This window comes from Edaphosphingomonas haloaromaticamans (assembly GCF_001853345.1).
Classification (GTDB): domain Bacteria; phylum Pseudomonadota; class Alphaproteobacteria; order Sphingomonadales; family Sphingomonadaceae; genus Sphingomonas_E; species Sphingomonas_E fennica.
Genome location: NZ_MIPT01000001.1, coordinates 2,462,004 through 2,480,965, shown reverse-complemented (window position 1 = coordinate 2,480,965; position 18,962 = coordinate 2,462,004). Strand labels below are relative to the sequence as shown.

The following is an 18,962-nucleotide window of genomic DNA, read 5'->3' as shown; positions in this document are numbered from 1 at the left end:
TCAGGCTCGCTGCCAGATCTGCGACTTGCAGATGAAGCCGCCGAGGATGCAGCCGCTTATCCGCAGGCGATCGTGCCCGCGCAGATCGATGGTGGAATAGAAAGTGCGCCCCATATCGGGCACATAGACCTCGCCCTGCCAGCGCCCCGCGTCGGTGGCGTGGTAATTGCGCAGCAGCTCGGTGCCGATCAGCCGCGTGACCCCGCTGGACTGCGCATCGGCCATGGCCTCGGCATTCACCCAGCTTATCCAGCCGCACAGCCTGCCGCCGCAATCGCCGGTGACGACCTTCACGCTGCCATGCGGGTTGATCCAGGTGCCGGCGATGTCGCCAATGCCGGATGCGGCATGCGCGCCCGTCGAAAGCGGCGCCAGGGCGGCGGCGATCGCCAGCCCGGCCCGCAGCCAGGCCCGGCGGATCATGAGGCCGCTCCCGCACGGGGCGCCCGTGCCGTTGCCAGGATTTCCCGCCAGAGAGCCGCGTGGAGCGCGTCGACGTCGCGATGGAGCGGATGCCCGCCCGGCAGGACCAGCCTGCGCATGTTCGGCTGGTCGAGATGCGGGCAAAGGCTGTCTTCCTCCTCCCGGCCCTGGATGCAGACGGCCGGAACCCAATCGAGCGCACGGGCCGTCGGCAATGCGGGCGCATCGGGCGGCGTCCAGTTGAACAGCTCGGACGGGGAAGCGCGGAATATCAGGCTGTCGGTGGGCACGACCAGCCCCACCATGGCGACCTTCGCGCGCAGCGCGGGCGGCATGTCGACCAGCCCGACATGCAGCATGTCCGCGCCGAAAGACTGGCCGATCAGGATCAGCCGATCGGCGTGGCCGAACGCCAAAGCGCGTCCGGCGGCCGCATCCAGCAGCGCGGCGGCCTCCACCGGCGAACGTTCGTGGCGGAAATAGGTGAGCGAGCTGACCCCCAGCACCGGAATGCCATCCGCGGCAAGGCGCTTCGCAATGCGAGGCCCCATGCCGATGCGGAAGCCCATGTCGCCGGACAGGATCACCGCCACCGTTCCCCGAAGCTCGGGGGGCGACGGCTTTTCCGCCGGCAGCTCGAAAAAGACGGGACCGCCGAAATAGCCGATATAGCCCAGCCATATGGCGAAGGCCGCCAGCGCCGCGAGCAGCGCGCCCACCGCGATTCCTGCCTTCCTTCCACGCATGCGGGCCTCCATGCTCGTCCCATCGCCCGCCGATGCTAGGGAAGCCGCCCTGCCCGCGAGGTGGCCCCACCATGACAATGCGTCCATGCGGGAAACCGGCATCGGTCAGCCAGCGGCCTTCATCTCGACCCGGCCGCTCCGTTCCAGCTTGCCCCAGCCGATCCATGGGCCGCGCAGCGCATTGGCCACCGCCCGGATCACCACCGAATACATGAGCTGCCGGTAGACGAAGCGCTGCGCCACCAGCAGCAGCGCCGGATAGCGGCTTTCGCGGCGTTCCAGCCGATAGGCGATCCACCCGCACGCCACGTCGATCGCGACGAAGACGATCCAGTAGATCGCCATGCGCAGCACGTCGCTCTGCGTCTGCGCCCAGCCATGCTGGTGGATGCGGATCGCGGTGGAAACCAGGCTGGCCAGCAGGGCGAGGTCGATCAGGGGGGAGATGATCGCGAAGCCGATCTGGAATATCCACGCCTGCGGGATGCCGACGAAGGCAAGCCCCGCGGGCCGGCGATCGCGCATCACCGCCCGATGCTTCCACAGGCACTGCAAGGTCCCGAAAGCCCAGCGGAAACGCTGCTTCACCAATGCCGCGAAGCTTTCCGGCGCTTCCGTCCAGGCCACGGCATCGGCGTCATAACCCACGCGCCAGCCATGCCGCTGGATGGCGATGGTGAGATCCTGGTCCTCGGCCAGCGTATCGACGGGGTAGCCGCCGACATCCTCGAGCGCCGCCCTGCGCCACGCGCCGACGGCGCCGGGCACGACCATGATCGCATCGAAGCGCGCCAGCGCCCGGCGTTCCAGATTCTGCGCCGTCACATATTCCACCGCTTGCCAGCGGGTGACGAGGTTGACGCGGTTGCCGACCTTGGCATTGCCGGCGACGGCGCCGATGGAGGGATCGCGGAACCAGCGGGCCAGCAGCGCGATCGTATCCGGTTCGAACTGGGTATCGGCGTCGAGCGCGATGATGATCTCGCCGCACGCCAGTTGCAGCCCGCGGTTGAGCGCGCGCGCCTTGCCACCATTGCTGAGCGTGAGCAGCCGGACGCGGGGCTCATCGGCGAAGGCCGCCCGCACCACCGCGCTCGTTCCGTCGGACGAGCCGTCGTCAATCACGATCACCTCGACCTGCACGTCGCGGCTGGCGAGCACGCGGCGGATCGAATTTTCGATCACGCGGGCCTCGTTGAAGGCCGGGATCAGCACCGATACGAAGCGCGCGGGATCGATGGCGGGCGCAACCGGCCGCTTGCGGCGGCGATTGCCGTCGACGGCCAGGACGGCGAGCAGCACGGCCCGCGCCATGCCGAGCGCGATCGCCAGGAAGAACAGCCATTTCAGCGCGTAGTTGAAGCCCGCGAGGAACAGGAACAGGCCGACATCCATCCGCACCGACAACAGATCGCCGCCCGTGACCGGGGGCATCACCTGATCGGGGGTGAGGCCGGCCAGCCGGGATACCGGGACGAAACTGTAACCCTGCGCCTGCAGGGCATCGATGATCCGCGGCAGGGCCGCCACCGTCTGCGATCGATCGCCGCCGCCGTCGTGCAGCAGCACGATCTGCCCCGAGCGTTCGGCATTGCCGCGCTGCACCTGCGCGAGCGTCGACCGGACAATCCAGTCGACGCCGGGGCGCTTCCAGTCGTCGGGATCGACGTGCAGCCCGACATTGGTATAGCCGGCCTGCTGGGCGGCGAAGGCGGGAATGAGCTCGTCCGCCGTGGTGGGCTCGGCGTCGCCGAAATAAGGGGCGCGGAACAGCCGGATCGATCGGCCGGTATAGGCTTCGACCACGCGCTGCGTGGCGTTCAGCTCCAGCCGGGTGCCGCGCGCGGATTCCTGGGCAAGGTTGGGATGCGTGAAGGTGTGGCTGCCGACTTCGCTGCCCTGGTCGATGATCCGCTTCACCAGCAGCGGATGATCCATCGCATTCTCGCCGATCAGGAAGAAGGTGGCGGGAACATGCTCGCGGCGGAGGATGTCGAGGATCTTGGGCGTCCATTCCGCGTCGGGACCGTCATCGAAGCTGAGCGCGACGAGGCCGGGCCGATAGCCGGTGCGGCGGACGACATAGGGCGTGGGCAGCGCCTGATAATGTTCGTCGACGATCAGGCCGCGCGCGTCGGGCACCATCGCCCGGCGGCCGGCCACCGGCACATGCTCGATCCGCAGGATCTCCCCATTGCCTTCGACATCGACATTGCCGACGGTGTGGAGCGCGCGCATGTCCGGGACGGTGGCGCCGTGGAAGCCGCCGAGCGCCTGCCAGAAGCCGGGGTCCTCGGTGCCCAGCCGCCAGAGCGCCACGCCGGCCACCGCCTTGGCGCGGGCGGCGCGAAGCTGGTTCCAGGCGCTGGCGGCGTCCAGCAGCCACACATTATGGGGAACGCCGTTTTCCTCGTAGCTGAAGGTGGCGTTGCCGCTCTGCCGGTCGAACTGGATCGGCGCCTCGCTGTCATGCGCGGTGAGCCACGCCTCCTCCACCGATCGGGGGTCGGCCCGGCCCGGCGCCGTCCAGTCATAGGCATAGCTGCCCACCGCGACGATCGCCTTGCCGGCGGGAACGATGGCGAGCGCCTCGTCCAGCTGCCGCACGAACCAGCGCTGGCTGGCGATCGGCCCGGCCTCGCCTTCCGGCGAATGTTCATCATAGGCCATCAGCACCAGCCGGTCGGCGGCGGCGGCATAGGCCTTGAGCTGCCAATCGGCATTGCCCACCGGCACCGCCACGGCCAGCAGCCGCCCCTCGACCGCGAGCCTGGCGCGCGCTTCCTTCAGAAAGGCGAGATAGTCGTGCTGGGCGCTGGCGGGCAGGTCCTCGAAATCGAGCATCAGGCCGTCCGCCTTGCGGGCCTGCAGCGCGCCGTCGATCTGCTCCAGCAGCGCACGGCGGAGCGCCGGCCTGGCGAGCAGCGCGGCGGTGCCGGCGCCGTCCCAGCGGCCGTCCACGGCATTCTGCACCATCGGCAATATCTTCGGCCGATGGGGTGTCGCGGCGATCAGCGTATCCAGGCGCGGGTCGGGCGTGATCTGGAGGCGATGGGCGGGGCCGACCACGCTCATCGTGCCCGGAACCAGCCAGTCGAGCTGGCCGATATGGGCACGCAGCGAGGCCCGGCTGGCATCGTCCCAGGGCACGTAGAAGCCGACGGCGATCGGATCGGCCCGCACCGGCAGCGCCTTGCGCGGCAACCAGGAGCCGACGTCATGACGCAGGGTGGCGATGCCGCGCGCGGCGCTGTGGCGAAGATGGTTGACCTGCTGGCGCAGCGGACGGGGCAGCGGGTGCTCCATGGCCAGCGCCAGCGGCTCGGGCACGGGAACGGCCACCACCGTCATGGCGAAGGCGATGGAGGCAAGAACGATCGTGAGGATCAGGGCCAGGAAGGCGCGCTTGGTCCACCGGTCGCGGCGGCCGCTGGCATCGTAGAAGACGGGCTTTTCCAACGCTGATCCCCGAAACCTCTCCCCACCAGGAAGCGGACGGCGCCCGGCCACAGGGGGAAAGACCGGACGCCGCCAATTTCGCGATGACGGGAGGGGGAATCCCGATCGACCCGCTCGTTCTAGGCGCGGCGGGGTGGGAGCAAGATGTGCGCCGGATTAAATCGCGGTAAGATGGGCCGTGCGGCGGCGGATCGGCGCGGGCCTTTCAGTCGCCGATATCGGGGATGGTGTGGGCGTCGCCGATGACGGCCGCGCCGTCCAGCGATCGGAGCGGCGACTGGGTCATGGCCAGCACCTCCCGGCTGTTGGAAACCAACCCGCTCAAGGACGAGGCGACCAGGATGGCGGCGGCTTCGGCCATCATCTCGACGCCTTCGATCCAGTCCGGGTTGTGCGGCGCCGTCATCCGCGCGAGCTGGAGCGCGTTTTCGGACGCGCAGATCTTGTAGGGCTTCACCGCGTTCACATGGATGCCGGTGCCGTGCAGCTCGGCCGCGAGGCCGAGCGTGACGCGATCGAGCGCCGCCTTCGATGCACCATAGGTGACGAGGCCGTGGATGAACTTGGTCGACCCGACATAGGGAATGCGGGGCTGGTGCGCGGTTTCCGAGGTGATGTTGAGGATGCGCCCCCACCCCTTTTCCCGCATCGCCGGCAGTGCCGCCTGGATGAGATCGAGGGGGGCGTGGAAGTTGAGCTCGAACGTGCGCAGCCGCGCCGGCAGGTCGATCTTGCCGGGCGGCGCGTAGGCGGCGATGCCGGCGGCGTTGTTGACGAGGACGTCGACCGCGCCCAGCGCCTCGGCCGCACGGGCGACCAGGGTGGAGCGCGCGTCCTCATCGGTAAGGTCGACCTGGATGGCATGGGCGCGCCGGCCTGCGGCCGCGACCAGCCGGCAGGTTTCGGCGAGGCCGNCGGGGTCGCGGCCCGATGCGGTGACGACGATGTCCGCGCCGAGCGAGGCGAGCCGGCGGGCGATGGCACGGCCGATGCCCTGCGTCGCGCCGGTGACGAGGGCGACGCGGCCGTCGAGGCGGTCCATATGCGCGCTCATGCCCCGGCCCCCAATTCCAGGTCGGGCAGGCTGTGCGCATCGCCGATCACGGACATGCCGTCCGGCCCATGCAGCGGGGATTGCAGCAGAAACAATATCTCCCGGCTGGGCAGCACGAGACCGGTGATCGGCCCCTGGATCAGCAGCAGGGCGGCCTCCGCCATCATATCTGTGCTCTCCCCCCAGTCGGGATGGGCACGCAGCGCGGCCAGCGCGACTTCGGAATTGGCTTCGGTAACGCAGACGCTGGCCGGATAGGTGGCGTTCACCGTGACGCCCGTGCCGTGCAGTTCCGCCGCGAGGCCCACGGTGAAACGTTCGAGCGCGAGCTTTGACGCGCCGTAGACGGCGATGCCGTGCGTATGCTGCGCGGGGCCGGGATAGGGAATGGCCGGCGGCCGGGTGGACGCGCTGGATATGTTGACGACACGTCCCCAGCTCTGCGCCTTCATGTGCGGCAGGGCCTGCTGGATCAGGTCCATCGGGCCATGGACGTTGATGTCGAACATCCGCCGCCGATAGGCGAGGTCCATCGTGCTGGCCGGTGCATAATTATTGGCGGCGGCGTTGTTGACCAGGATATCGATCGGCCCGAACGGCGCGGCGGCGCGGCTTACGGCATCCGCGCGGTCTGCCGCATCGGCCAGGTCGAGGGCGATCGCATCGGCCTTGCCGCCGCCGGCGCGGAGCAGGGCGACGGTTTCGCCCACCCCATCCTCATCGAGGCGCTCGGCCGCGATGAGGACCGCGGCGCCGGCGGTGGACAGCCGGCGGGCTATCGCCCGGCCGATCCCGCGCCGTCCCCCCGTGACCAGCGCAACCCGCCCGGAAAGCAATCCAGCCATATCCCCTCCCCGAAGGATGCCGGCTGCCCGCCGATCATGTGGCGCGAGCATGATGAATCACATTCACCATGGCAACGCCGGGAGGTTGGGGACATTTCCGTGAAAACGCCCTAGTTCGCGAAAAGCGACCCGTTCTTCAATCGTGATGGCGGGCCAGGCGATCCATGGCCGCGCGCTCGATCTCCCGCAGCTCGACGATCGTCTCGTCCAGCGCCACGCGCTGCTTTTCCAGGTCGGCCAGCCGCTCGCGCACCCGTTCGGCCAGCCGCCGCATCTGTTCGGCATGTTCGGGATCGACATCGTAGAGATCGAGGAATTCCTTGATCTCCCGGATGGAAAAGCCGAGCCGCTTGCCCCGCAGGATCAGCTGCATCCGCCCCACTTCCCGGCGGGTATAGATGCGCATGGTGCCCACGCGCTGCGGCGCGATCAGCCCCTTATCCTCATAAAAGCGCAAGGTGCGCTGGGTGACGCCCAGTTCGGCCGCCACCGCCTGTATGCCACACAGACCGGTATCGGCCCGATCCGGGACGGTTACGCCGTTTTTCATCCATCCTCCCCCAACGGCAGGCCCCTTAGCGATTGCGCAGGGCATTCGCCACCCGCCATCGGCGATCCGTCAAGAAACGGATCGCCGCGCCTTTTCCTCCTCCACGAGTTCCTTTTTCGAAAGCTTACCGATCAGCGTCTTCGGCAAGGCATCGCGTATCTCGATATATTTGGGCATTTCGATCTTGCTGATCCGATCGGCGAGGAACGCCCGGATTTCCTCCTCCGTCGCCGTCATTTCCTCGCGCAGGGCGACGAACAGCTTGGGCGATTGGCCGCGATATTTATCGAAGACGCCGATCGCGACCGCTTCCTTGATCGCGGGATGGTGATAGGCCGCATCCTCGATCACGCGCGGATAGACGTTATAGCCGCCGGCGAGGATCACGTCCTTGATGCGATCGACTAGGAAGAGATAGCCGTCCTCGTCGAGATAGCCGATGTCGCCGGTGCGCAGCGCCCCGTCCGCGAAGCAGGCCTCGGTCTCGTCGGGCCGCTGCCAATATCCCTTCATCACCTGCGGACCGCGGGCGCAGACCTCGCCCCGCTCGCCGAGCGGCATGAGGCGCGAGGGCTCGGCCGGATCGCGGATCTCCAGCACCGTGCCGGGGAAGCGCGGGCCGCAGCTATTGTCCTTCACCAGCCCTTCGATCGGGTTGCAGGCGATGATCGGCGAGGCTTCGGACAGGCCATAGCCTTCGACCACGCGCACGCCGGTGCGCTTTTCGAAGGCTTCCCGCACATCGAGCGGCAGCGGCGCCCCGCCCGAGATGCAGGCGCGGATCGCCGACATGTCCGGCAGCTTGCCGTCGGGAACGCCGTTCATGGCGACATAGATGGTCGGCACGCCGAAGAACTGGGTGGGCCTGGTGCGCTTCATCGTGGCGAGCACCTGGTCCATCTCGAACCGGGGCAGCAGGATCATCTCGGCCGCGATCTCGACCGAGAAGTTGAGCACGGTGGTGAGCGCGAAGACGTGGAACATCGGCAGCACGCCCAGCGTGCGTTCCTGCACCGCCCGCACGCCGCCGACATGGGCCAGCATCTGCGCGCTGTTGGCGGTGAGGTTGGCGTGGGTGAGCATCGCCCCCTTGGGCACGCCGGTGGTGCCGCCGGTATATTGCAGCACGGCGACGTCATCGGGGCTCTGCGCCACGGGATCGGGCGCGGCATCGCGCACGACGAGGGCGCGGAAGCCGACATGGCGGCCGTCCGCCGGGATGACGGCATGGTCGCGCCGCTTGAACAGCCGGAAACCCCAGGACTGGAGCGGCGGCAGGATATCCGCCATCGGGCAGACGATGATCTTTTCCAGCCCCGTGCCCTCGGCGACGGCGGCGACCTTTTCGTGCACCACCTTCACGTCCGGCACGGCCATCATCCGCGTGCCGGAATCGCGGATTTGGTGATCCAGCTCGCGCTCCACATAGAGCGGGTTGAAGTTGACGACGATCGCGCCGACGCGCAGCGCCGCGAAATAGAGGATGACGTAGTAAGGCGTATTGGGCAGGCAGAGACCGAAGCGGTCGCCCGGCTTCAGCCCGAGATCCTGCAATCCCCGCGCGGCGCGACTGACCAGCGCGCCGATCTCGTCATAGCGCCAGGTGCGCCCGAGGAAGTCGATCGCGCGCCGTTCGGGCCAGGCCGCCACGGCATCGTCGAGCAACTGGGTAAGGAGCCGGGGACGGATGACAGGCCCCACGCCTGCATCCGCCCCCGCGCCCGGGCGGCTCTCAACGGTTGCCGCCCCGGTCATCAGAAGGTCAACCGGCCGCCGATCGACAACACGATCGCGCGGGCGTTGTTGATCTCGCCATCCACGAGGATCGGGGTCTGCACCGGGCTGCCGGCATAGGCGGCCGTGGTGCGATCGATCTTCGCATCCTTGAAGTGGATGTAGTTGGCCGCGGCATCGAGCGTGAAGGCCTGCGTCACCGCATAAGAGGTGCCCAGCGCGAAGTTCCAGCGGTTGCTGTCCGGCACGCGGGCGTCGCGCTCGCCATTGCGGGTCGGCGTCTGGTCATGCTGGATGCCGCCGCGGATCGTCCACTTCGGCGAGAGATCGTAATCCACGCCGCCGGCGAAGCTCCAGGTATCGCGATAATGTTCGGGGATCGCGACGTTCACGGGATCGCCGAGCCGGATGGCGTCGAACTTGCCCCAGCCGAAGCGCGAGACCTGGCCGTTCAGCGTCAGCGCCTCCGTCACCTTCACCCGCGTGCCGAAGTTGAGTTGCCAGGGGGTGCGGAAGGTGGCGTGGGTGGCGATCGTGCCGTTCTGGCCGGCAAGCGGGCCGAGCAGGCCGCTGGTGATCATCTCGCCCGACAGCTTGTGCTTCACGCTGGACTTGTAGCTGACGCCGAAGGTCGCCGGGCCGTAGGCATATTGCGCGCCCAGCGTCCAGCCGAGATCCCAGCCGTCGCCCTTCAGGTTCTGGTGGCCATCGGGCAGCGCGGCCGAAAGGTTCGGCAGGTAATTGCCCAGGTTGGCCTTGGCATATTCGATGTTGAGGCCGGCGCCGAGGCTGAGGCCAGGCAGCGGCATCACCGCGATCGAGGGCTGGATGTCGTAGGTGCGCAGCCGCGTCTTGTCCGCGGTGTAGCGCGCCCAGCTCGTCTCGTCATAATTGGTGGTGAAGCTGTAGGGCGAGGCGATCGTCAGGCCCACGGCGATTTCCGGGGTGATGCCATAGGCAATGGCGCCCGTCGGCAGATAGCCCTTGTTGATCGGATCTTCCGACCGCTGATCGCCGCCCACCGGCGCCGGCGCCTGGCCGGGGCGCACGATCGCGGTGCCCACATTGTCGAGATCGCCCTTCGGCAGGATGGCGCTGAACCCGATATGCGCGCTGCCGCCCTGGAGGCCGCCGATCGAGGCGGGGTTCCACCACAGCGAGGCCGCGCCCTGATCGGCGACTTCACCCGAGAAAGCACGGCCAGCGCCCTTCACCGACTGTTCCTGCAGATAGAAGCCGCCCGCCTGAGCGCTTCCCGGGGCGATGACCGCCAAGGCAGCAAGGGAGGAAAGCAGAGCTGCCTTAGACACAGCCTTCATCATCAAATCTCCTGGTAATCTTAGCTGGAATGAATGCCGAGCCTCGGCTCAGCGGATGCGCGTCCAGGTCTGTGTCTTGCACAGCGGCCAGACGATGCAGCCTTTCAGGCGGAGCTGATCCGCCCCCACGGGCGTGACCGTGGCCTTGTAGGTGCCGCCATCCTCGGCATTGTAGATGGTGCCGCCTTCCCAGGCGCCGCCACCCCATTTGAACCCCTGCAGGATCTGCGCGCCCAGCAGGCGACGGCCGCGGAGCGACGCATCCTTGTTGTTCGCATCGAGCAGGGCGGGATTGGCTTTGAGGCCATCGGAATCGGCCAGCCGGCCGCAGATGGATTGGCCGCAGCGGGTGATCTCCACCACGCCATGTCGAACCTCGGTCTGCCATCGTCCGACGACGACATCGGGCTGGACATTGGCCGTGGCCGCCAGCGCCACAAGGGTAAACAGCATTATCGGCACCTCTCACCGGAACGTTTTGCCCGTTTCACGGGTCTCACTTGCTCAACGCCGTCTGGCCCCGGCGGTTCGAGAATCGTCTTCTGCAACAAAATTTGATTGACGTATAGGGAAATCTACGCACCCTTAGGAAAGAAATTTCCGCATATGTTGCGACTACGGAGAGACTCGATTCATGCGTAACGTGGTTATCGCGGGCTACGCCCGTTCGCCCTTCCACCTCGCAGGCAAGGGCGCGCTGGCGCGTGTCCGCCCCGACGATCTGGCCGCCAACGTGGTGCGCGGCCTGATCGAGCGGACCGGCGTCGCGCCGCAGGATATCGAGGACATCGTCCTCGGCTGCGCCTTCCCCGAGGGCGAGCAGGGCCTGAACGTGGCGCGCCTGATCGGCCTGCTCGCCGATCTGCCGCTTTCGGTGGGCGGCATGACCGTCAACCGCTTCTGCGGATCCTCGATGAGCTCCGTCCACATCGCCGCCGGCCAGATCCAGCTGGGTGCGGGCGAGGTGTTCATCTGCGCCGGCGTCGAATCGATGAGCCGCGTGCCGATGCAGGGCTTCAACCCCCTGCCCAACCCCGCCCTCGCCGCCCGCAGCGCCGCTTATATGGGCATGGGCGACACGGCCGAGAACGTCGCCGGCAAGTACCAGATCACCCGCGCCGAGCAGGAAGCCTTCGCGGTCTCCAGCCAGCAGAAGGCCGCCGCCGCCCAGTCGGCCGGCAAGCTGGAAGCCGAGATCGTGCCGATCGTGACCAAGGCCGGCACCGTCGACAAGGACGGCACGCTGCGCCCCGATACCTCGGCCGAGGGCCTTGCCGCGCTGAAGCCCGCCTTCGACCAGAACGGCACCGTCACCGCCGGCACCTCCTCCCCGCTGACCGACGGCGCCAGCGCCGTGCTGGTGGCGAGCGAGGAATATGCCCGCGCGCACAACCTGCCGATCCTCGCCCGCATCCGTTCGGTCGCGGTGTCGGGCTGCGCGCCGGAGATCATGGGCATCGGCCCGGTCGAGGCGAGCCGCAAGGCGCTGGCCCGCGGCGGCGTCGAGGCTGGCCAGCTCGATGTGGTCGAGCTGAACGAGGCTTTCGCCAGCCAGGCGCTGGCCTGCATCCGCGATCTCGGCCTCGACAAGGACAAGGTGAACATCGACGGCGGCGCGATCGCCATCGGCCACCCGCTGGGCGCGACCGGCGCGCGCATCGTCGGCAAGGCGGCATCGCTGCTGAAGCGCGAGGGCGGCAAGTTCGCGCTCGCCACCCAGTGCATCGGCGGCGGCCAGGGCATCGCCACCCTGCTGGAGGCCGCGGAATGAGCGAAGCGACGATTCGCAAGGTCTGCGTGATCGGCGCCGGCACCATGGGCGCCGGCATCGCCGCCCAGGTCGCCAATGCCGGCGTGCCGGTGCTGCTGCTCGACATCGTTCGCGATCCCGCCAACCGCAACGCGGTGGCCGAGGGCGCGGTGGCGAAGATGCTGAAGACCGATCCCGCCCCCTTCATGTCGAAGGCGGCGGCAAAGCTGGTCGAAACCGGCAATATCGAGGATCACCTCGCCAGGGTGGCCGAGTGCGACTGGATCGTGGAAGCGATCATCGAACGGCTGGACCTGAAGCAGCAGCTTTACGCGAAGCTGGAAGAGGTGCGCACGCCCGGCACGGCGGTGTCCTCCAACACCTCCACCATCCCGCTCGACCATCTGGTCGAGGGGCGATCGGACGCCTTCAAGCGCGACTTCCTGATCACCCACTTCTTCAACCCGCCGCGCTACATGCGCCTGCTGGAGATCGTGGCCGGCCCGGCGAGCGACGCCGCGCTGGTGGACCGCATCGCCGACTTCGCCGATCGGCGGATGGGCAAGACGATCGTGCGCGCCAAGGACACGCCGGGCTTCATCGCCAACCGCGTCGGCACCTTCTGGATCCAGGTGGGCCTGAACGCCGCCTTCGACCTGGGCATGACCGTGGAGGAAGCGGACGCGATCGCCGGCAAGCCGATGGGCGTGCCCAAGACCGGCATCTTCGGCCTGGTCGATCTGGTCGGCATCGATCTGATGCCGCACCTGCAAAAAAGCCTGACCTCCACCCTGCCGGCTGACGACCGTTACCAGCAGATTGCCCGTTCCTTCCCGCTGATCGAGACGATGATCGCGGACGGCTATACCGGCCGCAAGGGCAAGGGCGGTTTCTACCGCATCAACCGCGCGGAGAATAAGCGCAAGGAAGCGATCGACCTTGCGACCGGCGAATATCGCCCGCAGGCGAAGGCGCCCGAACTGCGCGGCCCCGCCGCCAGGGGCGATCTGGCCGCCCTGATCGCCACGCCGGGCAAGGCGGGCGAATATGCCTGGGCGATCCTGGGCGAGACGCTGGCCTATGCCGCGAGCCTGGTGCCCGAGGCCGCCGACGACATCGTTGCCGTCGATGTGGCGATGAAGCTGGGCTACAACTGGAAATACGGCCCATTCGAGCTGATCGACCGGATCGGCGCGGCGAAGCTTGCCGAGCGGCTGGCCGCCGAGGGCCGGCCCGTGCCCGCGATCCTGACCTTGGCCGGCGACCGCAGCTTCTACCGCGTGGAAGGCGGCCGGCGCCAGTATCTGGGGCTGGACGGCGCCTATCATGACGTGCCGCAGGCCGAAGGCGTGCTGCTGCTGGAGGATGTGAAGCGTAATTCCGAACCGGTGCTGCGCAATGCCTCCGCCGCGCTGTGGGATATTGGCGACGGCGTGGCCTGCCTGGAATTCACCAGCAAGATGAACGCGCTGGACGGCGAGATCATGAAGCTGATCGGCCAGGCGGTGCCGCTGGTGCAGCAGCGCTTCAAGGCGCTGGTCGTCTATAACGAAGGCAGCAATTTTTCGGCCGGCGCCAATCTGGGCCTCGCCATGTTCGCGGTGAACATCGCGGCCTGGGGCGAGATCGAGAAGCTCGTCGCCGGTGGGCAGCTTGCCTATAAGACGCTGAAATACGCCCCCTTCCCCGTGGTGAGCGCGCCGGCCGGCATGGCGCTGGGCGGCGGTTGCGAAATCCTGCTCCACAGCGATGCGGTGCAGGCCCATGCCGAAAGCTATATCGGTCTGGTCGAATGCGGCGTCGGCCTCGTCCCCGGCTGGGGCGGCTGCGGCGAGATGCTGCACCGCTGGCAGACCAACCCCAAGTTCCCGAAGGGGCCGATGCCGGCGGCGGCCAAGGTGTTCGAGATCGTATCGACCGCCACCGTTTCCAAATCGGCGGCCGAGGCCAGGGAATATGGCTTCCTGCGGGCCGAGGACGGCATCACCATGAACCGCGATCGCCTGCTGGCCGATGCCAAGGCCAAGGCGCTTTCGCTGGTCGATGGCTATCGCGCGCCGGAACAGCCGACCTTCCGCCTGCCGGGTGCCGCGGGCCGGGCGGGGATGAAGCTGGCGGTGGAAAGCTTCCACAAGCGGGGCATGGCCACCGATTACGACATGGTGGTTTCCGACACGCTGGCCGAGGTGCTTACCGGCGGCGACGCCGATCTGATCGATACCGTGACCGAAGGCGACCTGCTGGCGCTGGAGCGCAAGGCCTTCATGGCCCGCGTCCGTGACAAGCGCACGCAGGCCCGGGTCGATCACATGCTTTCGACCGGAAAGCCGCTGCGTAACTGATGGATGCCTGCCGGGGCGGAGGCCGAAGCCGGCCGCCCCGGCCACTGGGAAGATACAGATGCAAGTCTATGACGCTCCGCTGCGCGACATGCGCTTCGTCCTCAACGAACTGCACCAGGATGACGGCTTCGGCGATCTGCCGGCGCTGGCCGAATTCACGCCGGACCTGACCGATGCGGTGCTGGAGGAAGCCGCCCGCTTCGCCCGCGAGGTGCTGCTGCCGATCAACCGTTCGGGCGACGAGGAAGGCTGCCATATCGACAATGGCATCGTCCGCACGCCGGCCGGTTTCCGCGAAGCCTATAGCGCCTTCCGCGAAGGCGGCTGGACGGCGCTGGCCGCCGACCCGGAATGGGGCGGCCAGGGCCTGCCGGAAACGGTGAACAAGCTGGTCGAGGAGATGATCTGCGGGGCCAACATCTCCTTCGGCCTCTATCCGGGCCTGACCCACGGCGCGACCACCGCGATCGAAAGCCACGCCGCCGACGAGCTGAAGCAGGCCTATCTGCCGAAGATGGTAAGCGGCGAATGGACCGGCACCATGTGCCTGACGGAGGCGCATTGCGGCACCGATCTGGGCCTGCTGCGCACCAAGGCGGTGCCGCAGGCGAACGGCAGCTACAGGATAACGGGTTCCAAGATCTTCATTTCGGCGGGCGACCATGACCTGACCGAGAACATCATCCACCTCGTGCTGGCCCGCCTGCCCGATGCGCCCAGGGGCGTTAAGGGGATCAGCCTGTTCCTGGTGCCGAAATATCTGCCCGGGGCGGATGGCACGCCGGGCCAGGCCAACGGCGTTTCCTGCGCCAATATCGAGCACAAGATGGGCCTGAAGGCATCGGCGACCTGCCAGATGAACTTCGAGGATTCGACCGGCTGGCTGGTGGGCGCGCCCAACAAGGGCATGGAAGCCATGTTCACGATGATGAACACGGAGCGCGTGTCCGTGGGCGTGCAGGGCCTTGGCGTGGGCGAAGCGGCCTATCAGGCGGCGGTATGGTATGCCCGGGAGCGCATCCAGGGCCGTTCGCTTTCCGGTCCGAAGCGCCCGGACCTGGCGGCCGATCCGATCATCGTGCACCCGGACGTGCGCCGGATGCTGATGACGATGCGGGCCTATAACGAGGGCTGCCGCGCCGTGGGCAACTGGGTTTCCCGCGCGATCGATGCGGAGCGCCATTCCGAGGACGCCGAGGTGCGCCAGCATGCCGCGGACTTCGTGGCGCTGATGACCCCGGTGGTGAAGGCGCTGTTCACCGATTACGGCTTCGAAACCGCGAACCTCGCCGTGCAGACCTATGGCGGCCATGGCTACATCCGCGAGAGCGGCGTGGAGCAATATGCCCGCGATGCGCGGATCACCATGATCTACGAAGGCACCAACGGCATCCAGGCGCTGGACCTCGTCGGCCGCAAGCTGCCCGCCAATATGGGCCGGCTGCTGCGCACCTTCTTCCACCCCGTTTCGGCCTTCATCGAAGAGAATGGCGGCGAAGGCCCGCTGAAGCGGATGGTGGAAGGCCTGCAGCAGGCGTTTGGCGCGCTGCAGCTTTCGACCGCCAAGATCGCGGAAAAGGGCATGAAGGACCCGGAGGAAGCGGCCGCCGCGGCGACCGACTATCTCCGCCTGCTGGGCCTCGTGGCCATGGGCTACTGCTTCGCCAAGGCAGCCAAGATCGCCGCCGCGAAGCTGGCCGAGGGCGGTGACGACGCCGCCTTCTACCAAGCGAAGATCGCGACGGCGGCCTTCTTCTTCGATCGCATCCTGCCGCAGACCTCCGCCTGCTTCCTGGCGATCAAGGCCGGCAAGAAATCGATGATGGGGCTGGACGAAGCCGCCTTCTGATCGCGTTGCGGCGGCCGTGGCGGGCAATCCCGCTACGGCCGCCGCAACGGCAGGGAAATGGCGGCCGCCTCAATGCAGATGGCGGAGCTTGTCCGGGTTCCGCATCACATAGATGGCGACGACCTTGCCGTCCTCGATATCCAACGCCGTGGTCTGCAATTCGCCGTCGGCCTCGCGCGTGACGAAACCGGGAAGGCCGTTGACGAAGCAGGTGCGGACCAGTTCCGAGCCATGTTTCCCGAACAGCACCGCCAGCGATTTCTGCACCTTCATCACCAGGTTGAAGCCGAAGATCGGTGCCGCCGCCGCCGGCCGCTTGCCGCCGCCATCCGCGTGGAGGCTGACGTCCGCCGCCAGCATCGCCCCCAGCCCTGCCATGTCGCCGCTGCGCGATGCCGCGAAGAAGGCGGTGGCGATCTCCAGCCCGCGCTCCTTCTCCACATGGAAGCGGGGCCGCGCTTCCCGCACATGGACGCGGGCGCGGGCGGCAAGCTGGCGGCAGGCGGCGGGATCGCGCCCGATCGTCGCCGCCACCTCATCGAAGCCCTGCCCGAACACGTCGTGGAGCAGGAAGGCCGCGCGCTCCAACGGGGAGAGCCGCTCCAGCGCCAGCATCAGCGGCAGGGTAACATCCTCCCCTTCCTCCTCCTCCACGATCGGATCGGGAAGCCAGGGGCCGACATAGGTTTCGCGGTTATGCCGCGCGGACTTGAGCTGATCGAGGCAGAGGCGCGTCACCGTGCGGCGGAGGAAGGCTTCGGGTTCGCGCACCTCGGCGCGGTCGGCCCCCATCCAGCGGATGAACGCCTCCTGCACCGCATCCTCGGCATCGGCGACCGAGCCGAGCATGCGGTAGGCAACACGCAGCAGCCGGGGGCGCAGCGGATCGAAGCTCGCCGCCGCATCCCCATATACGGCCGCATCGGCCATCAGGCGGCCGCCTTCTGCAGCGCCTTGGCGGCTTCCGGCTCGATCCACAGGCCGAAGCCCACGGCCAGGCGGTTCCAGCCGTTGATGACATTGATCATCAGGGTAAGGTTCACCTGCTCCTCCTCCGTGAACTGCGCCCGCAGCGCTTCATAGGCGCCCTCGTGCGCGTGCCCTTCGGAAAGCCGGGTCAGCGCATCCGTCCAGCCGAGCGCCGCCCGTTCCCGGTCGGTATAGCAGGGCGCCTCCCGCCAGGCCGAGAGGAGATAGATGCGCTGTTCGGTCTCGCCCTTTGCGCGCGCTTCCGCCGTGTGCATGTTGATGCAGTTGGCGCAGCCGTTGATCTGCGAGGCGCGGATCTTCACCAGCTCGATCAGGCTGGATTCGAGGCTGGCGGCCACCGCTATCGACGTGCCCATCCAGTTCTTCATCAACTGAGGCGCCACGGCATAGGGATTGAGCTTGGCAGTCATGTTCCGGTTCCTTTCGTTGGTTCCGGTGCATGACGAGCGAGCGTCGATGCGTGTGACATAGACGCGAAAAAATCCGCTGGCGGCCCCTCGCTTTTCGAGCCGAGCCCCTTGGTCAGACGATATGCGGGGCCCGTTCATTCAGCCGGGGCGGCGTCCGGGTTCATCCATACCAGTTCGAAAACATGTCCATCCGGGTCTTCGAGCGCGCGATTATACATGAAATCCAGGTCCATCGGCTCGCGGGGATCGGCTTTGCCACCGGCGGCGACAGCGGCGGCCACCATGCCGTCGACAGCCTCGCGGCTGTCCTGGGAAATGCAGAGCAGCACCTGGCATGTGGCCTGTGCATCCGGGATTTGCTTGGAGGTGAATGTCGCGAAATAATCGCGCGTCAGCAGGTGGAAGAAAATCTGATCGGACCAGACCATCGAGGACGCCTCGTCATTGCTGAACTGCGCGTTCCTCGTGCAGCCGATCGCCTCGTAGAAGCGGGTGGACCGCGCCAGATCGCTGACCGGCAGGTTGATGAAGATCATCCTAGTCATGGCCTCTCCTTCCCAGTGACGTGGAATTTGCCTTGCGTTTATCCGTCCGCGTGCAGCCAATGTTCGAGGCGGTCGAAGCTCGTCGTCCAGCCATGGCGATGTCCGCCGACGCTGGTTTCCGATTTCAGTCCCGTCTGCAGGAAATCCATCCGGGTGCGCCCGCCGGGAAGCTCACGCAGCAGGACGGTGACGAGGGTGTCCACGGGCGCACCGTCTTCGTGATCGTCGCTTTCCCATTTGAACGTGAACACCAGTTTCTCGGGCGGAACGACCTCGCAATAGCGTCCGCCCTGCCACAGGACACGGCCGTCGGCGGGCGACCTCAAGCAGGCCCGCCAGCGGCCGCCGGGGCTCAAATCCTGCTCGATATGAATGGCGGGCCAGTCGGGCGGCCCGTACCAGGCGATCAGCATCTCCGGGCGCGTCCATGCCCGCCACACCAGTTCGCGGGGCGCATCGAAGATCCGCGTAATGCAAAGCCGGCCCGGCGAGCCAGCACCTTCGCCCTCAGTGGCGCGGGCCATCGCCGTCGCCTGCCTGAAGCTGCTCGAGATAGCCGTCGAGCCGATCGAAGCTTGCTTCCCAGAAAGGACGATACTGCTCGATCCAGTCGGCGATCCCCCTCAGCGCATGGGGGTCCAGGCAGGCGGGGCGGCGCTGCGCGGTGCGGCTGCGGCAGATGAGCCCCGCATTTTCCAGGACCTTGAGGTGGCGGGAAATCGCAGGAAGGCTCACGGCAAAGGGGACGGCGAGATCGTTCACGGACGCCTCGCCCTGGCTGAGCCGCGCCAGGATGGCCCGGCGCGTGGGGTCCGCAAGCGCGGCGAACTGGGCGGAGAGCATGTCGTCTGTCACGGAGGCGCGGTCCTTATTTAACAAGATGATTAAATAAGGACCGCGCCTTGTCAAGGCGAGGGACCGGAATGTCCCTCCCGCATGGGCATTC

General features: G+C 67.4%; 17 protein-coding genes. 3 read left to right on the top strand and 14 right to left on the bottom strand.

Annotation, left to right across the window (positions count from 1 at the left end):
- The 9 genes from BHE75_RS11450 to BHE75_RS11410 all read right to left on the bottom strand — a co-directional run bounded on the left by BHE75_RS11450 (nt 1) and on the right by BHE75_RS11410 (nt 10,583).
- The gene (locus BHE75_RS11450; RefSeq protein ID WP_070933942.1) at nt 1–423 is read right to left on the bottom strand and encodes a DUF2147 domain-containing protein; all 423 of its coding nucleotides are present in this window, start codon (nt 421–423) and stop codon (nt 1–3) included.
- A complete protein-coding gene (locus tag BHE75_RS11445) occupies nt 420–1,169 on the bottom strand; it encodes an AcvB/VirJ family lysyl-phosphatidylglycerol hydrolase (protein ID WP_084653493.1) in 750 nt (249 codons plus the stop codon). Before BHE75_RS11445 ends, BHE75_RS11450 begins: the two co-directional genes overlap by 4 nt.
- Before the next feature lie 105 nt (nt 1,170–1,274).
- Nucleotides 1,275–4,628 (bottom strand): glycosyltransferase, encoded by a 3,354-nt coding sequence (locus BHE75_RS11440; RefSeq protein WP_070933940.1) that lies wholly within the window; start codon nt 4,626–4,628, stop codon nt 1,275–1,277.
- 205 nt (nt 4,629–4,833) lie between these two features.
- The gene (locus tag BHE75_RS11435) at nt 4,834–5,670 is read right to left on the bottom strand and encodes an SDR family NAD(P)-dependent oxidoreductase (RefSeq protein WP_438830620.1); all 837 of its coding nucleotides are present in this window, start codon (nt 5,668–5,670) and stop codon (nt 4,834–4,836) included.
- Nucleotides 5,671–5,678: 8 nt separating this feature from the next.
- Nucleotides 5,679–6,527: an SDR family NAD(P)-dependent oxidoreductase gene (locus tag BHE75_RS11430; RefSeq protein ID WP_070933938.1), complete on the bottom strand. Its 849-nt coding sequence runs from the start codon at nt 6,525–6,527 to the stop codon at nt 5,679–5,681.
- Nucleotides 6,528–6,663: 136 nt separating this feature from the next.
- Nucleotides 6,664–7,077 carry a MerR family transcriptional regulator gene (locus tag BHE75_RS11425; RefSeq protein ID WP_015456954.1) on the bottom strand — a complete coding sequence of 138 codons (414 nt, stop codon included), beginning with the start codon at nt 7,075–7,077 and terminating at the stop codon, nt 6,664–6,666.
- Between the two features lie 69 nt (nt 7,078–7,146).
- Nucleotides 7,147–8,832: a long-chain-fatty-acid--CoA ligase gene (locus BHE75_RS11420; RefSeq protein ID WP_070933937.1), complete on the bottom strand. Its 1,686-nt coding sequence runs from the start codon at nt 8,830–8,832 to the stop codon at nt 7,147–7,149.
- Nucleotides 8,832–10,130: an OmpP1/FadL family transporter gene (locus BHE75_RS11415; protein WP_015456952.1), complete on the bottom strand. Its 1,299-nt coding sequence runs from the start codon at nt 10,128–10,130 to the stop codon at nt 8,832–8,834. The genes BHE75_RS11420 and BHE75_RS11415 overlap by 1 nt, the downstream gene beginning before the upstream one ends.
- A gap of 48 nt (nt 10,131–10,178) precedes the next feature.
- Nucleotides 10,179–10,583: a DUF2147 domain-containing protein gene (locus tag BHE75_RS11410; RefSeq protein WP_015456951.1), complete on the bottom strand. Its 405-nt coding sequence runs from the start codon at nt 10,581–10,583 to the stop codon at nt 10,179–10,181.
- A gap of 181 nt (nt 10,584–10,764) precedes the next feature.
- Here BHE75_RS11410 and BHE75_RS11405 point away from each other — a divergent pair, with 181 nt between their 5' ends.
- From BHE75_RS11405 to BHE75_RS11395, 3 genes are read left to right on the top strand one after another with little or no spacing between them, the layout of a single operon-like run.
- Nucleotides 10,765–11,901, top strand: coding sequence for a thiolase family protein (locus BHE75_RS11405; RefSeq protein ID WP_070933936.1), 1,137 nt, complete (start codon nt 10,765–10,767; stop codon nt 11,899–11,901).
- Entirely contained in the window at nt 11,898–14,222 is a 2,325-nt protein-coding gene (locus tag BHE75_RS11400; RefSeq protein ID WP_070933935.1) for a 3-hydroxyacyl-CoA dehydrogenase/enoyl-CoA hydratase family protein, read from the top strand. The genes BHE75_RS11405 and BHE75_RS11400 overlap by 4 nt, the downstream gene beginning before the upstream one ends.
- A 58-nt stretch (nt 14,223–14,280) precedes the next feature.
- Complete coding sequence (locus BHE75_RS11395; protein WP_070933934.1) at nt 14,281–16,071, top strand: acyl-CoA dehydrogenase C-terminal domain-containing protein; 1,791 nt, start codon at nt 14,281–14,283, stop codon at nt 16,069–16,071.
- A gap of 69 nt (nt 16,072–16,140) precedes the next feature.
- On the opposite strand, the gene BHE75_RS11390 is transcribed toward BHE75_RS11395, so the two are convergent.
- From BHE75_RS11390 to BHE75_RS11370, 5 genes are all read right to left on the bottom strand, one after another.
- On the bottom strand, nt 16,141–17,001 hold the full coding sequence (locus tag BHE75_RS11390) for a sigma-70 family RNA polymerase sigma factor (protein WP_070933933.1): 861 nt from the start codon (nt 16,999–17,001) through the stop codon (nt 16,141–16,143).
- Nucleotides 17,001–17,471, bottom strand: coding sequence for a carboxymuconolactone decarboxylase family protein (locus BHE75_RS11385; RefSeq protein ID WP_070933932.1), 471 nt, complete (start codon nt 17,469–17,471; stop codon nt 17,001–17,003). The genes BHE75_RS11390 and BHE75_RS11385 overlap by 1 nt, the downstream gene beginning before the upstream one ends.
- Before the next feature lie 134 nt (nt 17,472–17,605).
- Nucleotides 17,606–18,016 carry a VOC family protein gene (locus BHE75_RS11380; protein WP_070933931.1) on the bottom strand — a complete coding sequence of 137 codons (411 nt, stop codon included), beginning with the start codon at nt 18,014–18,016 and terminating at the stop codon, nt 17,606–17,608.
- Nucleotides 18,017–18,054: 38 nt separating this feature from the next.
- Nucleotides 18,055–18,540, bottom strand: coding sequence for an SRPBCC family protein (locus BHE75_RS11375; RefSeq protein ID WP_070933930.1), 486 nt, complete (start codon nt 18,538–18,540; stop codon nt 18,055–18,057).
- A complete protein-coding gene (locus tag BHE75_RS11370) occupies nt 18,524–18,871 on the bottom strand; it encodes an ArsR/SmtB family transcription factor (protein WP_254684431.1) in 348 nt (115 codons plus the stop codon). Before BHE75_RS11370 ends, BHE75_RS11375 begins: the two co-directional genes overlap by 17 nt.
- Nucleotides 18,872–18,962 lie beyond the last annotated feature (91 nt).

What these genes read in the sequence shown, in the direction of transcription:
- BHE75_RS11450 (WP_070933942.1), bottom strand. Translation starts at nt 423, where the DNA reads ATGATCCGCCGGGCCTGGCTGCGGGCCGGGCTGGCGATCGCCGCCGCC.
- BHE75_RS11445 (WP_084653493.1), bottom strand. Translation starts at nt 1,169, where the DNA reads ATGCGTGGAAGGAAGGCAGGAATCGCGGTGGGCGCGCTGCTCGCGGCG.
- BHE75_RS11430 (WP_070933938.1), bottom strand. Translation starts at nt 6,527, where the DNA reads ATGGCTGGATTGCTTTCCGGGCGGGTTGCGCTGGTCACGGGGGGACGG.
- BHE75_RS11425 (WP_015456954.1), bottom strand. Translation starts at nt 7,077, where the DNA reads ATGAAAAACGGCGTAACCGTCCCGGATCGGGCCGATACCGGTCTGTGT.
- BHE75_RS11420 (WP_070933937.1), bottom strand. Translation starts at nt 8,832, where the DNA reads ATGACCGGGGCGGCAACCGTTGAGAGCCGCCCGGGCGCGGGGGCGGAT.
- BHE75_RS11415 (WP_015456952.1), bottom strand. Translation starts at nt 10,130, where the DNA reads ATGAAGGCTGTGTCTAAGGCAGCTCTGCTTTCCTCCCTTGCTGCCTTG.
- BHE75_RS11410 (WP_015456951.1), bottom strand. Translation starts at nt 10,583, where the DNA reads ATGCTGTTTACCCTTGTGGCGCTGGCGGCCACGGCCAATGTCCAGCCC.
- BHE75_RS11405 (WP_070933936.1), top strand. Translation starts at nt 10,765, where the DNA reads ATGCGTAACGTGGTTATCGCGGGCTACGCCCGTTCGCCCTTCCACCTC.
- BHE75_RS11400 (WP_070933935.1), top strand. Translation starts at nt 11,898, where the DNA reads ATGAGCGAAGCGACGATTCGCAAGGTCTGCGTGATCGGCGCCGGCACC.
- BHE75_RS11395 (WP_070933934.1), top strand. Translation starts at nt 14,281, where the DNA reads ATGCAAGTCTATGACGCTCCGCTGCGCGACATGCGCTTCGTCCTCAAC.
- BHE75_RS11390 (WP_070933933.1), bottom strand. Translation starts at nt 17,001, where the DNA reads ATGGCCGATGCGGCCGTATATGGGGATGCGGCGGCGAGCTTCGATCCG.
- BHE75_RS11385 (WP_070933932.1), bottom strand. Translation starts at nt 17,471, where the DNA reads ATGACTGCCAAGCTCAATCCCTATGCCGTGGCGCCTCAGTTGATGAAG.
- BHE75_RS11380 (WP_070933931.1), bottom strand. Translation starts at nt 18,016, where the DNA reads ATGACTAGGATGATCTTCATCAACCTGCCGGTCAGCGATCTGGCGCGG.
- BHE75_RS11375 (WP_070933930.1), bottom strand. Translation starts at nt 18,540, where the DNA reads ATGGCCCGCGCCACTGAGGGCGAAGGTGCTGGCTCGCCGGGCCGGCTT.